The organism is Sporosarcina saromensis (genome assembly GCF_054901285.1).
In genome coordinates, this window is record NZ_CM142738.1 from 68592 (window position 1) to 83684 (window position 15093).

At 35.3% G+C, this 15093-nt stretch carries 13 protein-coding genes and 1 pseudogene; all 14 read right to left on the bottom strand.

The window, feature by feature from the left end; genetic code table 11:
- Positions 1-510 precede the first annotated feature (510 nt).
- Positions 511-1128 (bottom strand): glycosyltransferase, encoded by a 618-nt coding sequence (locus ACVHUV_RS00315; RefSeq protein WP_462085720.1) that lies wholly within the window; start codon positions 1126-1128, stop codon positions 511-513.
- A complete protein-coding gene (locus ACVHUV_RS00320; RefSeq protein WP_462085721.1) occupies positions 1034-1750 on the bottom strand; it encodes a glycosyltransferase family protein in 717 nt (238 codons plus the stop codon). Before ACVHUV_RS00320 ends, ACVHUV_RS00315 begins: the two co-directional genes overlap by 95 nt.
- A gap of 18 nt (positions 1751-1768) precedes the next feature.
- Entirely contained in the window at positions 1769-2518 is a 750-nt protein-coding gene (locus ACVHUV_RS00325) for a GNAT family N-acetyltransferase (RefSeq protein ID WP_462085722.1), read from the bottom strand.
- Positions 2519-2533: 15 nt separating this feature from the next.
- Positions 2534-3133, bottom strand: a complete 600-nt coding sequence (locus ACVHUV_RS00330) for a sugar transferase (RefSeq protein WP_462085723.1) — start codon at positions 3131-3133, stop codon at positions 2534-2536.
- 19 nt (positions 3134-3152) lie between these two features.
- Positions 3153-4343: a DegT/DnrJ/EryC1/StrS family aminotransferase gene (locus tag ACVHUV_RS00335; RefSeq protein ID WP_462085724.1), complete on the bottom strand. Its 1191-nt coding sequence runs from the start codon at positions 4341-4343 to the stop codon at positions 3153-3155.
- A gap of 32 nt (positions 4344-4375) precedes the next feature.
- A complete protein-coding gene (locus tag ACVHUV_RS00340; protein WP_462085725.1) occupies positions 4376-5083 on the bottom strand; it encodes a DapH/DapD/GlmU-related protein in 708 nt (235 codons plus the stop codon).
- 56 nt (positions 5084-5139) lie between these two features.
- On the bottom strand, positions 5140-6213 hold the full coding sequence (gene wecB / locus ACVHUV_RS00345; protein WP_462085726.1) for a non-hydrolyzing UDP-N-acetylglucosamine 2-epimerase: 1074 nt from the start codon (positions 6211-6213) through the stop codon (positions 5140-5142).
- On the bottom strand, positions 6210-7319 hold the full coding sequence (locus tag ACVHUV_RS00350; RefSeq protein WP_462085727.1) for a DegT/DnrJ/EryC1/StrS family aminotransferase: 1110 nt from the start codon (positions 7317-7319) through the stop codon (positions 6210-6212). Before ACVHUV_RS00350 ends, wecB begins: the two co-directional genes overlap by 4 nt.
- A gap of 2 nt (positions 7320-7321) precedes the next feature.
- Positions 7322-8434, bottom strand: coding sequence for a glycosyltransferase family 4 protein (locus ACVHUV_RS00355; protein ID WP_462085728.1), 1113 nt, complete (start codon positions 8432-8434; stop codon positions 7322-7324).
- Between the two features lie 33 nt (positions 8435-8467).
- The gene (locus ACVHUV_RS00360; RefSeq protein ID WP_462085729.1) at positions 8468-9580 is read right to left on the bottom strand and encodes an N-acetyl sugar amidotransferase; all 1113 of its coding nucleotides are present in this window, start codon (positions 9578-9580) and stop codon (positions 8468-8470) included.
- 186 nt (positions 9581-9766) lie between these two features.
- The gene (locus tag ACVHUV_RS00365; protein WP_462085730.1) at positions 9767-11032 is read right to left on the bottom strand and encodes a lipopolysaccharide biosynthesis protein; all 1266 of its coding nucleotides are present in this window, start codon (positions 11030-11032) and stop codon (positions 9767-9769) included.
- Positions 11033-11065: 33 nt separating this feature from the next.
- Positions 11066-12388: a nucleotide sugar dehydrogenase gene (locus tag ACVHUV_RS00370; protein WP_462085731.1), complete on the bottom strand. Its 1323-nt coding sequence runs from the start codon at positions 12386-12388 to the stop codon at positions 11066-11068.
- A 13-nt stretch (positions 12389-12401) separates the two neighbouring features.
- Positions 12402-13415, bottom strand: coding sequence for a Gfo/Idh/MocA family protein (locus tag ACVHUV_RS00375; RefSeq protein WP_462085732.1), 1014 nt, complete (start codon positions 13413-13415; stop codon positions 12402-12404).
- A 26-nt stretch (positions 13416-13441) separates the two neighbouring features.
- Positions 13442-15071 (bottom strand): annotated as a pseudogene (locus ACVHUV_RS00380) (polysaccharide biosynthesis protein); the annotation flags it as partial.
- Between the last annotated feature and the right edge of the window lie 22 nt (positions 15072-15093).

Below are 15093 nucleotides of genomic sequence, written 5' to 3' on the forward strand. Positions count from 1 at the left end.
TAAAAAAGTAACGATTTATGTATCTATTTCAAATTCAACGAGAAACTGATACCCGAAATCGATCTCTGCCAATACCGAATAAAAATTCCCCAAAAACGCCAGAATAAAATTCCTCATTTCATCGATTCTGGCATTGAAGGCAGAGGAAATACCCCAGCCTTCTTTTTCTCTTTCATGCGATAAGAATCGCCTTTTATGCTAAAGGTTACGGAGTGATATAAGAGGCGACCTGCTGTTGCAAATTACATCATCTCCGAAAGTTATATCCCATTCTAACTAAGGCTATCATAGCTCCTCTTCATATCGCTTGAAAACGATCTAAAAAAACACATTAGCCGTGACTTCATCAAAGTTAACAGAGAGTGTACCTTTCACTTCAAATCGAAATCCGATGGTTAAACGGGTCTTGCCAAAACCTTATCACAAGGGTAAAACCCATCTTGCCATCGGTCTTGGTATGGAGGTAATCAATGCCTGGATAAGGTTTTTTCCATCTCAATGTCTGAGCTATTATTTATCTTGTAACAATATATTTTCAAGTTTCATTGTTAATGTTTTATAATCAAGGTCATTTGCAGCATTTAATGTATTTTCGCAATACGACTCATATTTATCTTTTGTCATATCATGGAAATACAACACACCTTCAGCTAAACGTTCTGGACTAGCATCCTTTGTTGTTATTCCACAATTATATTGAGAAATAAGATTATAATTCATATCTATAGTTGAAAGAATGGGTTTTCCACTTGCGATATACTCTGCAAGTTTATTTTGACTTCCACCATATTTCCATGTATTAGATTGTTTATAATGCAATATATTTAAGTTACCTCTTGATAGAACATAAGGAATGTACTTTTTATGAATTTGGCCTTTAAATATTACATTATTGATGTTATTTTCTTTACACTTCTCCTCAAGTATTGCTCTATCCGGTCCTTCTCCGTAAATTAGAAATTTAATTTTTTCATTTCCTAGCTCTTTTATTTTTTGTGCAGCATTAACGATAGTTTCAACGTTATTAGCCAATCTAATTGAGCCTGTATAAATAACTTTGAAAGTATTTTCGTCTTCCAGATACCGAATCGGAGATTCGATATTTCTTAATGCGTTCATTAAAAACATCAAAATCTACTCCGTTTGTAATATGGTGAATTTTCGACATATCTATGTTATTATCCCAAGCTTTATCTTTTATGTAGTCTTTGCCTCCAGCCATACTAAAAATGATATGTTGAGATTTGCTGTACATCCACTTTTCAATACAATACAAAAATTTAACTACTGGGTTTCTCTTGGAGATACCTAAAAAACCAACAATTGATTCTGGCCACAAATCTCTAACCTCAAGAATAAACTTTGATTTTAACTTTCTTGAAATAAAGTAAGGGAATACTGCGAATACCACTCCTAAATCGCAAATAATTACATCTGGTTGCGCATCTATTTTTTTGTATTGAGTAAACAACCTCATTGGAAATTGAATATGATTTAGAATCCTTTTAAGACCATTCCCATTATACGATATAGTTTTAATATGGACAAAGTCTAATCCATCATAACTTTTCTCAATAATTTTCTCTTTGTAATTCTCCATCAAGTTAATATTCGTGTTATGAATTGCACTTGCAGAAATAATTTTAACATTATGCCCGCTAAGTTTTAGGTATTTCGCCATCACATTATTTCTCACTCTAACCTCAAACTCCGGTGGCATAGCATAATGATTAATAATCCATATATTCACGTTTAAGCCCCTTTTTTGTTATCTTTTGTTCCATTTATGGTAAACTGAGGTACAACTTTTATATTTATAACCTAGCTTGCTGTAGAAATTAACGGCAGTAATATTGTTCATTTGTGTCCCTACATGTATATTAGATATTTTATTTCTAAAAACATATTCTTCTAATTTAAACATTAAAGATTTTCCAACTTGGCTTCCCCTGAATTTCTCGTCAACTGCTATTAATTCAATAATAGCCGTATCTTTAATTACAGAAAATAGTAGGTATCCGGCAATTTCCATTTCTCTTTTCGTTACAATAAAGTACTTATTCTCATTTTCAAATGCCGAGTTGGTCCAATGTAGATATATTTTCCTAGCCTTTTCCTGAGGTAAATGAGGATCGTTTGTGAATCTTGAATATTCAAAAGATTTCTCAGCTATCTTTTTAACCTTAACATTTTCATTATAAAAATTATAAATTTCAGTATTTGGATGCACTTCAATTGGTTTCTGATTAATTTTTTTATCAAACTGAATATTAATATCCGCTATAAATACATCTTTTAATGTGCCAAGCCAAATATTATTTTCATTTAGATTATTAAAATTCGCTATTGTAATAAAATTAAATTCTTTCATTAACTCATTTAATTTTATTTTACTAGAATCATTAATTATCCCATTTAAGGATAACTTTGCTGATTCTATACCAAAATAATTTGTATCCCATACTAAACTTTTAAAGTCAAAATTTTCTCCTTTAAAATCCGATGAACTATTCATCATTTCGCCACCTCTTTTTTATTGGTTTTGCGAATCAATATAAACTCCTTTACTGAAAAATATTGTATATATAGTTTTAATAATTATTTTAAAGTCTAAAATAAACGAGATGTTTTCAACATAATACACATCATTTTTCAATCGATTTTTCCATTCAGTAGAGTTTCTGAAATATGCTTGGTTGTACCCACTAATACCAGGTAAAACCTCAAGCTTTTTAAAATCTTTATTCTTATAGTAGTAAACATGTTCTGGTAAGTCAGGTCTAGGACCGATAAAACTCATATCCCCTTTTAAAACATTAATAATCTGCGGGACTTCATCGATGCTCGTCCTTCTCAAAAATTCACCTATTTTTGTAACCCTTGAATCATTTTTTGAATTATACGTAGAACCATCTTCATTCCTTAAATCCGGAGAATTTACTTTCATTGTTCGGATTTTATACATTTTAAATTCTTTTTTATTTTTACCTAATCTTTTTGCCAAATAAAAAACAGGCCCTTTGTCTTCAAATTTTATTAATATTGCGCAAATAATAATTACAAATATGACGAAGGGCATTAATAATATAGAAAAAACAATGTCTATAATTCTTTTTATAATCAATTTGTACATTTTAAACCCCCTGCGTTAATTAAACCAAAGATAATAAGGATGAACTTATATGTTCTACTTCATTATCTTTCAATAAAGTATGCAATGGTAAAGTAATCTCATTTTCATACATACTAAATGCATTTGGATAGTTGCTCATATTAAATCCTAAATTCTTATAAGCGGTATGCATAGGAAGTGGTTTATAATGAACATTGGTTGGTATGCCTTTCTCCGCCATTTTATTAATAGTTTCATTTCTGAATGTTTCATTTTTACCTTCGAGTCTAACTAAATATAAATGTCCGCTTGACTCATGATCACTTGAAAAATGTTTCAAAGTACTTAATTTACTGTCTTTTAAAAGCGAGTCGTATAATTGTATTATTTCTCGTCTTCTTTCAAGAATTTTCGTATACCTATCAAGCTGAACTAGACCAAGTGAAGCCATTATATCGGTCATGTTACATTTATAGTTTGGTGCTATAATATCATATTCCCAAGAACCTAAATTAGTTTTCGAAAGTGCATCTTTGGTTTGTCCATGAAGTGATAAAAGCATATATTCGTTGTAAATATCTTCGGTATTTATCCCAGTGATATTGCGCCAGACAACAGCTCCGCCTTCAGCAGTAGTTAGATTTTTAACAGCATGCATCGAAAAACATGTAAAGTCCGCTAACTCACCACTTTTTTTATTTCTGTAAGAAGCTCCAAATGAATGAGCTGCATCTGCTATAACAGCAATTCTCCCAATTTGACTTTGTAGCTTATTAGAAGGTTTAAATAAGTCTTTACTACTGTTCACTGCTTCAAATATCTTTTCGTAATCACACATTACTCCACCAATATCAACAGAAATTATTGCTTTTGTTTTTTCAGTTATTGCTTTTTCCAGAAGAGCATAGTCTAGGTGAAAAGAGTCTTTTGCTGTGTCAACTAACACTATTTTAGCTCCTACATGATGGATAACACTTGCTGAAGCTGAATACGTGTAAGCAGATGTAATTACTTCATCGCCTTCTCCTATTCCCAGTAGTCTTAGCGTCATTTCCATGCATGATGTGGCTGAATTTAAACATACCGCCTTTGAAGTATTACAGTATTCAGCAATCCTCTTTTCAAACAATTTAGTTTTAGGTCCGGTAGTTATCCAACCAGATTTTAATGTATCTACAACCTCGTCAATTTCTCTCTGAGTAATATCAGGTGGAGAGAACTTAATTACCATTTTAGATTCCTCGTTTCTAATAATATTTCTCATTATTGATTTCTCAACAATTGTTCGTTAGGAACTTTTCTTAATTCTTTCGCTGGAGATCCTACAACTAAACTCTCCCTCTCCACGTTTCGCGAAACAATGCTTCCAGCTGCAACGGTTCCATCTTCATGAATTACTTTTCCAGGTAGGATTGTAGCATTTGCTCCAATACGACCTCCATCTTTTACCGTGACACCCTTAAACTTATCAAATCGTTCTTTGCTTCGAGCCATATAGTTATCATTTGTAGTAACGACACATGGTGCAACAAATACATAATTGCCAAGATTTGAATATGCAGTAATATAACAGTTAGTTTCTAATTTGCAACTCTTACCGACTACGCAATCATTTTCAATTGCTACTCCACGGCCAACAATTGTTTTCTCTCCGATTTTCACCCGCTCCCGGACAGTTGCCAAATCGGCTATAAATACATCTTCACCAACTTCTGCACTTGCATAAATAATAGCTGATGTACCTACTGTCACCCCAGGTCCAATTACTGTTGGCAGCAACTTCTTTACATCCGGGAGAATAGAGGCTTTTGCCCGTGTAGGTTGTTTCCCAATAACAGCATTATCCTGAATAATAACGCTATGTCCTATTCGTGTACCTTCATAGATAACAACGTTATTACCTATTTTCACATTATTTCCAAATGTTACATCTTCACCAATGACAACATTCTTCCCCATTTTAAATGACATCCAATTATTTCCACCCTTCATAAAAAGCCAGTCTTAAAAATGACCGGCTTTTTATCTTATTTGAAATATGATTGCATAATTGAAACGATTTTCTTCGCTGTTTCTCCATCTCCATATAAATCATCGATGGGTTCTCCAAGTTGGAGATTTGAGAGTTTTTCGGCCAGATTAACTTCTAATGGGTTTACTAATTGATTCCAACCAGTTTCTATTGTTTCTACCCACTCCGTCTGTTCTCGTAATGTAATACAAGGCACTTTTGCAAAATAAGCTTCCTTTTGAACACCACCAGAATCGGTAACAATTGTTTTTGCATGTTTCTCTAACAACAACATCTCTAAATAAGAAACCGGCTTTATACTACGAATATTCTCAGCCTGTTCCAATATTGAATCCAGCCCAAATGATTCGATTTTACTTTTCGTGCGTGGATGTAAAGGTAGATATACAATATCTTCGAGTTTTGAAAAAGCCTTCAATATTGCTTCTAAACGTTTTTTATTATCTGTATTATCCGCTCTATGAATTGTACCTAGTATATAATCACCACTGTTTAATTCATAATTTGCCAGTGAATATCTTTCTTCTGCTAATGCTAAATTGTAAAGCACGGCATCATACATGACGTCTCCGACTTTATAGACTCCCTCATTTATACCTTCTTTCGCCAAATTTCCAACTGCTACATCAGTAGGTGCAAATAATAAGGAGGATACATGATCCGTCATAATACGATTTATCTCTTCTGGCATTTCTTTATTATAGCTTCGAAGACCAGCTTCAATATGGATAATCGGGATATGAAGTTTACTTGCTACTATTGCACCTGCAAGAGTTGAGTTAGTATCTCCATATACAAGAATCGCATCCGGCTTTTCTTTTTCTACAACTTCTTCTACTGCAATCATCATTCGACCAGTTTGCCTGCCATGATTATCTGAACCAATACCTAGTTCATAATTTGGCTTTGGTATGTTCAGCTCATCGAAAAACACACCTGCCATATTGTAATCATAATGTTGACCTGTATTAACAAGTACCTCTTCAAATGATTCTCGTAAGACTCTTGAGACTGCGGCAATCTTCACTAGCTGAGGTCTTGTTCCTGCTATCGTTAAAATTCTCTTCATGAATAAAACTCCACAATTTTCGAGATGACATAGTCTTGCTGTTCTTGTTTGAGTTCAGGGAACATTGGCAGTGACAATGCTTCTTTCGCTGCTTTCTCTGTTTCAGGTAAGTCACCTTCCTTATAGCCAAGCTCCTTGAAAACTGGTTGTAAATGCAATGGAATCGGATAGTAAATCATCGTAGCAATACCTTGTTCCTCCAAGAATGCTTGTAACTCGTCCCGTTTTTGAGTACGTAGCGTATATTGATGGAATACATGATAATTACCTTCCACTTCAACAGGAGTTACTACATATTTTCTGACAGTCTCATTTAGCTTCTTCGAATAATATGCTGCATGGTTCCTACGATTTTCACTCCATTTGGATAAATGAGGCAACTTAACATTTAGGATGGCCGCCTGCATTTCATCTAACCGGCTATTATAACCTAAGACATGATGGTGATACTTAGGTTTGCTACCATGGACACGAATTACCCGTGCTTGTTCTGCAAGTACATCATCATTCGAAACTATCATACCACCATCTCCGTAAGCCCCTAAATTTTTGGTAGGGAAAAAACTGTATGTAGCAGCGCTACTCATTTCGCCAACTTGTTTACCTTTGTAGGATGAACCAATTGCCTGTGCTGCATCTTCAATAACATACAAATTGTATTTCTTTGCAATTTCTAGAATCGAATCCATATCTGCCATTTGACCGTATAAGTGAACAGGTATAATAGCCTTCGTTTTTTCTGTAATTGCTGCTTCAATCTTTAATGGATCAATATTGTATGTAATAGGGTCAATATCGACAAATACTGGTGTTGCATTTGCCCTTGCAACTGCTCCTGCAGTCGCGAAGAAAGTGAATGATGGAGTAATTACTTCGTCACCTGCAGAGACACCTGCAGCTTGGAGTGCAATATGTATTGCATCAGAACCGTTTGCTACTCCAATTCCATGTTTTGTTTTACTTAATACAGCTATATCAGTTTCAATCTGTTTTACATGGTTGCCGAGTATAAATTGAGAAGAGGACATCAAATCATCTAGCTTTATCATTATTTCATCTTTATGTGTAGAATATTGTTGAGATAGATCAAGCATTGGTATTTTCATATTTAAAACTCCTCATCTTTTAATGATTCATATATTTCTATTAACTTTAAACTTTCAACTTCCCAATTATATTTAGTTTCGATTAATTGTCGTCCATTCTTCCCCATCTGCTCAGCCTCCTGGGGATTTTCTAATATCCAATTAATCGCATCAGCAATATCACTAGGATTTAGCGGATCGACACAAATCCCACATTTCAATTGCTCAATTATTCCTCGCCATACTGGAAAATCTGATGCAATTACCGGGATGCCAGCCGCCATATATTCAAACATTTTAACCGGAAGTGCGTCAATGTAATTAATCGTCGGTTGCAATGTCACCAAACCAGCTTTTGATATTCTATATGTATCCCTAACTCCATCTCGGTCCAAAAAGCCAAGCTCAGTTACCTTACTCCAGCCCTTTAGCTCCACAATCACTTCTTTTTCCGAAGGTACAGTAAACTTCCCACCTAATAGCAAAGAAACATCTCTTGTAATCTCTAAAGCTTCCACCATTTCCTTTATCCCTCTGATAAAGGAAATTCCACCCAGATAACAAACAGCGTTCTCTTTTTCCGACCAGCTGATCCCTTCAACTTTCAACTCATTTAATAAAGGATAGTTGTTAATGTCTTGAGCATTACACCCAATTCTTATAAAACGGTCCCGAATAAATGGAGTCGCTGTTATAACTACATCAAATTTCTTAGCAGCTCTATCTTCGTAATTCTCCACTAGTTTAGAAACTAACATATGTGTATATTTCGGAAGCCAATTTTTTGTTAAAACTTGCCGTGGTACATCTTCATGTACATCATAGATAACTTTCTTACCAAGTTTCTTTAACTTCAATCCAATCGGGATAAGCTCTGGATCATGAAAATGGTAAACATCTGCATCTATTTCTAATCCTTTTTCATAAACATGTTTAACAGTCTTGGTCATGCGCTTTAAACGGTTTCCCGTTTCTTTTTTAACCCCGTGGATATGTACGCCATTAATCATAGAAGTGGGCGCACCTGGGACAATAAAATGCACTTCAATCCCCGCATCAACAAGAGAAGTACATTCTTTAAAAAATATTCTTGTGTCAGTATGGGTATGAACAGAAGTAAGATGGCAGATTTTCATAAATGAAACCCTTTCTTTTACCATAGTTCTAATTTATCTTTTAATTAACTCATGGACTTTAAATATTAATCTATATCTAAGTGTATTGCCCGTACAATAATAATTTGAATGACTACGATTTTCAATAGAAATAAGTGAATTCAAATCTTCTCTAGAAATTCCTAGTTTATTAGCAATCTCCTTTTTTTCATCTTCTAATGTATCTGCATCGTAAGAAACTTTTCTCAACTCTTCTAAAGCTTCTTCACGAGTAATTTGTCCTGATACAATTAAACTTGATAAATGTGCTTTTCTTTTGTCAAAGTTAAATTTTTCAGGAAGATAGTACGACTGAAAAAATTTTGTCCAAATAGATTCATAGTGTTTTCCACCGTAATATCTCCAACCCGTATTTTTCTCAAGTTCTTTCATTGCCTCTTCTTTATGATATGGAAGAAGATTCAATGGTTTAATAATTTTCATCTTCTTAATGAATGGATAATATATCTTTAATTTGTATAAGTTCATAATAGGGAAGCTCTTCAACTTCTTATTCCCATACTTATGATAAATATCTTTAATGTGTTTCCCATCCATCGCATTGTATCCCCAGGACTTCGGTAAGATATTTTCAGTCTCCCAATTAGATCCATTTAATACATATTGAATATTATTTTTTACTGCGTAAGTATATAAAGTTACAAAAAAAGCATGATCCTGAGGTATATCCTGATTCGGAACAGCCGCCTTAAGAAACGCTAACTGCATTTCTCTCATTTCATCCCAATCTATCCTCACAACTTTCAAGTCAGCTTTTGAATACTCACAAATAGTTTTAACATTTTCTTCCGCGATTTTATTATTCCACCCACCATCTACATGAAGAACCAATAAACGAAGGCCCCACTCTTTTGCTTTATAGACCAAGTAGGAACTATCAACTCCGCCGCTTAAACCGACAATCGCATCATATTGCTTTCCTTTCCCGTCAGCTTTAATTTTTTTTAATAGAATGTCCAATCTTCTCTGACCAACATTATTAGGAAACCAAATACGCTCTCCCATCAGTTTCGCATTTCTACAATGATTACAAACTCCTTCACTATCAAATATTATGTCAGGATCAGTAGTATCCATTACACAAAATGTACAGACTTGGCTTTTCATTTAAGGTTATTCCTTTCGTTAGAACCTGTTATTTAGTGTATCAATTATTACTATTAGTAAGTTTTTTTCGAAGAACTTCATCAAATTGACATTAGCAATAAACCCGTGATATTGCTAAAATTCACTAACAATTTAAATATAATCTAAAAGCAGTTTGTATAATAAAAGTAAAAAAGGCTTCTAAGATCATTCAGTTTTCCTACCCTCGACATTATTTGCCGCAAATCTATATGACAACAACATAAACAGTGAATATTTTAAAATCAAGACTCCGGAAAAAAACCTTAGTGAAATTACTGTAGAATTAAAATAGTAGTAACCTATAATAAATGACAATACCGATAAAATTAATATAATTACCTGTATAAAGAATTCTAATTTTACTTTTTTCGCTATGATAAACATATGAGAAAGCGGGCTCGCAATGAACTGAACATATAATGCTGGGATTAGTATTCTCGCATAACTTCCAGCTATTCTCCATTCCTCACCAAAGACAAATGCGAATAATCCTTCAGCGTATAAAAATAAAAATATAAATGGGACCACGGGGATAATTGCAAGTATTTTGAGCGTTTTGATATATATATCTTTGCAATTCCCATTCTCTCTATAGAGTTTGCTCGCAGTCGATAAAAACACATCCCCAACAGATCTACCTATTAGGGACATTGGTAGGTTTATCGTCCTTGTTGTTAAAGAATAATAGCCTGTATATTGGGTACCGAAGAATTTACTAAACAACAAATTCGGAATATTCGTCGAGAGAGCCTCCGTCGAATGAGTAATCATGGAGTATTTTGGAAACTCATTATATTCCTTAGAAATTGAAAGAAGATCTTTTTTATTAATATTATCTTTCTTGACTTTAGTGGTAATTTCAATTTTCTCACGTAATTTAAGTATTGAGCTAATTTGCCCAATACAATAACCGATTAATAATCCGATACTTCCGAGCTTTATAATGCCTAAAAATAGTTGCGATACCGCCATAGCAATTGACTGGTTAATTTTTGACTTAGCTAAATAACCGAAACGTCCATGTCGATTATTTAAATAAGTCAATGAATTAAAGATTCCTACCAAGAATAATCCAATAGGAAGCAGGTAAAGCCAAACTGAATCTTGAAGTGACAATAGATCCACTATTCTGTCCGCGGTAAAGAGTATAAATATTATAGCAACCAAAGTCACGCACAAATTAATAATAATTGTTAAAGTGAATAATGATAAAGCTTTTCTTTCTTCTTTTGGCAAAGCAATTGCAAGCTCATACCTTCCACTAACAATGGGGGTTAAAACTGAAATGACTGCTATATAAATTGCGAATATGCCAAATTCTTCTGGAGTATACATTCTTGTTAATATTGGTGATATTAAAACAGGCAAAAACTGTGCAATAGCGGTCCCCTTCATCAAAGTTAAAACATGTTTCATAAATGCGTTTTTCATCAGTTAAGAGAACCTCATTTCATTCCAAAAAAATTAAAGTTTGAAGTATTTTTCTTTGTTAAATTTTTGATTTGTGTTTCTTGTATCCAAAAGAGATTTTGCACAAGTATTAATTAACCTATAATCAAATTCACTATGATTGGTTGCAATTACCACAAGATCAGCTTCATTTAATATATCTTCTGTCAAGTCCAGCGTCTCAACCACTTTGCCGTTGAATATAAATTCAGGAACGTAAGGATCTACAACTTTCCAATTGGAACCGAATTTTGTTAAACGTTCAAGTATAGGTAAAACTGGTGATTCTCGGTAATCGTCAATGTCTTTCTTGTATGCCACACCAAGTACTAAAATTTTCGATCCGTTGAGTGATTTGTATTGGTCATTCAGGATTTCGGAACAACGCTGAATAACAAAATCAGGCATACTATCATTTATCTCTCCAGCAGTTTCTATCAATTTAGTATGATAATTATACTCACGCGCTTTCCAAGTCAAGTACCATGGATCTATTGGAATGCAGTGACCTCCAAGACCTGGTCCTGGATAGAACGGCATAAAGCCGTATGGTTTTGTTGCAGCAGCATCAATGACTTCCCAAACATCAATATCCATTTTATGACATAAGATTGCCATTTCATTAGCAAGAGCGATATTGATATTTCGGAACGTATTTTCCAATAACTTTTCCATCTCAGCTACCGAAGGGCTTGATACTTCATGAACATCTCCATCAAGAACAGCACGATACATGGCAGCGGCCACTTTTGTGCATTCTTCAGTCACTCCACCAACGACTTTCGGCGTGTTTTTGGTATTAAATTGCTTGTTACCTGGATCGACACGTTCAGGAGAATAGGCTAGGAATACATCTTTCCCGATAATAAGTCCAGCATCTACCAAGATTGGCTTGATGAGTTCTTCTGTAGTACCTGGATAAGTTGTACTTTCTAAAACGACTAGTGTTCCTGGGGTTACATGAGCTGCAATGGCTTTAGCGGAACTTTCAACGTATTGCATGTTTGGTTGCTTGTATATATCAAGTGGGGTAGGAACACAGATAGCAACCGCATCGACATCTCTAATGAAGGCGTAGTCTGCTGTTGCTTTTAGTTTTTCTGAGGATACTAGTGATTCTAGATCTTCTTGAACGACGTCACCTATATAGTTTTTTCCACTATTAACCATACGCACTTTTTCTTCTTGTACGTCAAATCCAATAACAGTAAATCCTGCTTTTGCTTTTTCAACGGCAAGTGGAAGGCCAACATATCCTAGTCCTACTACACCAATTGTAGCAGTTTTCGATGTTAATTTAGTAATCAGTTCTTGTGCTCTTGTTTTGGTTGTAGTCATTCAATTTATCCCCTTATTTTAGAGTAATCGGTTTGTTCTTATCAGCTGATTCATAGAAGGCTAGTACTAGTTCGAGTGCTTTTTTACCTTCTTTTCCTGAAACCGCTGGTTGTCTATTTTCTTGTATTGCCGCCATTATATCTCTGATGATTTGCTCGTGTCCTGTGGTGCCCCATGGATCGGCCTTTATTTCATTGATATACCTTTCGATTTCACTATCCTCTAAATCTTGAATATCTAATGTTTCAAAGTACAAAGCATTTGAGCCTCCTATTTTGACAGTTCCTTTCTTACAAAAAAGAGTGATAGATTCTTCATAGTTTTTCGGGTAGACATTTGTGGATGCTTGAACTGTTGCCAAAGCGCCAGATTCAAAACGAATAATACCGGTTGAAACATCTTCAGCCTCAATTTCATGGAACCTAGTAGCTTCCATGCTGAATATCTCTGTTGGGTTGCCCATGAAGGATAAAAGCAAATCCAGATTATGAATTGCCTGGTTCATCAAAACTCCCCCATCATGCTCCTTAGTGCCTCGCCAAGGGGATTGATTATAATAATCCTGACCTCGATTCCAGTTAACAATACAAAGTGCATGACTAATCGGACCTAATATGTTTTTTTTCATTATTTCATTCAGTTTAAGCACGACTGGGCGAAAACGGTTTGGGTGAACAACAGCTAATTTGACATTATTTATTTCTGCCGATGTAATGATTCTGTCCGCTTCTTCTAAAGTCATTGCTATTGGCTTTTCTACAATTATATGTTTTCCATACTGTGCAGCTAATTCTGCAATGGCAGCGTGGGATCCACTTGGTGTACAAATACTTATTACATCAATTTCAAAGTTCTTAAGCATTTCTTCGAGGTCATTATAAGGAGTTGCACCATATTCGACAATATAAGGTTCCATTAACTCTGATACTCTATCACAAACAGCAATTAGATTTGCACTTTCTATATTTCGAATCGCATTTGCATGTTTTTTCGCTATAAAGCCACAACCAACTATTGCAAAATTCATTCTTAAACCCTTCTTTTCAAATATATTTAACCTACTGGAATTTTTTGAGTACTTTCAACAACTTTCCGATTCGCGAGTCCGACAAGGGTATCCTTCAACTCTTCTACTACCTATATCAAGCAGATTGTCCAACAAATATTGCATCTCCAACTCACTAATTGGCGTAGCCTTCCCAACATAAATCTTCGGAAACACATACTCACTCTGCCGCTCATTCTCATTCAACAGCTCTTCAAATAATTTCTTTCCAGCTCTGATTCCGCTATATTCTATCTTTATCTCATTTTCGCTATAACCGAAAAGATTAATATGATGCTTCGCCAAATCTACAGTCTTCACTGGTTCACCCATATCAAGCACAAACACTTCTCCACCACGATCAAGCGTACCTGCCTGAATCACAAACCGCGAAGCTTCCGGTATTGTCATGTCACAAAATAACGCGTCATCTCTGGATCAGTAACCGTAACCGGCCATCCAGCCGCAATCTGCTTCCTAAACATAGGCACAACACTACCACGGGAGCCCAAGACATTCCCAAACCGAACCGCACTTCGTCGCTCCCATCACATTCGGAGGATTTACCGCTTTATCCGTCGGCACTAATACAAAATGCGAAACTCCAAACATATCCGCCGCTTCTTCCACATTCTTTGTACCGAAAATATTGTTTTTCACAGCTTCCATCGAATTCACTTCCATTAACGGTACATGCTTATGCGCTGCCACATGGTAAATCACATCCGGCTGATGCTCAGATACGATATCAAAAATCCGGTGTCGATCTTGAACATCCGCAATAGCCGGAACCAGTTCTGCCACAGGTAAAGCTTTTTCTCTATGCTCACGTTCTATTAAGTAAATAGAGTTTTCACCATGCCCTAACAAAATGAGTTTATTAGTGTAAACCGATTCACTTGACGACAAATTTACGATCTAATCGAGCCGCCAGCTACAGTATCAAGATCGTTTCGGCCTTCAGCTTGTTTGCAATTGCTTCCATATCAAGTTCAACTTCATCACGACCTGACAAGTCCTCGATTTTGACGTCTTACATATCAGTGACAGAGAACTTTCCCGTCATGATATCTTCAATGCGAAGGATTTTTTGTGTTTTTATTACCGTATCCATACAACGTTTCAAGAGTTCCATCTGTTCTTGTTTGCCCATTGATAGAATGGCGATAATGATTTTTTCGATATCATTGTCTTCTGCGATTGCCGGTATATGTTTCGTCCCACCTAAAACTTTGACGCCGAATATTTCAAGCCCTTGTTTCATCCGATCGTCAACAACGAAAAGCACAAGTGTCATTCCACATTCTGGATTTTGGAGAATTTGACGTACAATCATACTCCCTGTTTATCCAGCCCCGACAATCATCGTCGCTTTGCTTCTACATCATGTTCCCAGTTAACAGTGTCTCGGTATAACCACCAAGAGAGTCTCGATCCGCCAATTAACAAGATATGGAGAATCCACGGGATTCCCAATGCTCTGAATTAAATTTCTTGTGCAACAAGTAATTTAATCGCAGCAACCACAATGATAGTCCATGTAACCGCCTTGAAAATCGATTTCAACTCACCGATTTGAAGCGTACGTCCAAGCCTTTCGATACAAGCCGAAAACCAAGCAAATAAGTGATGGGCAATCTGAATTAAACGGTGTTGCCAG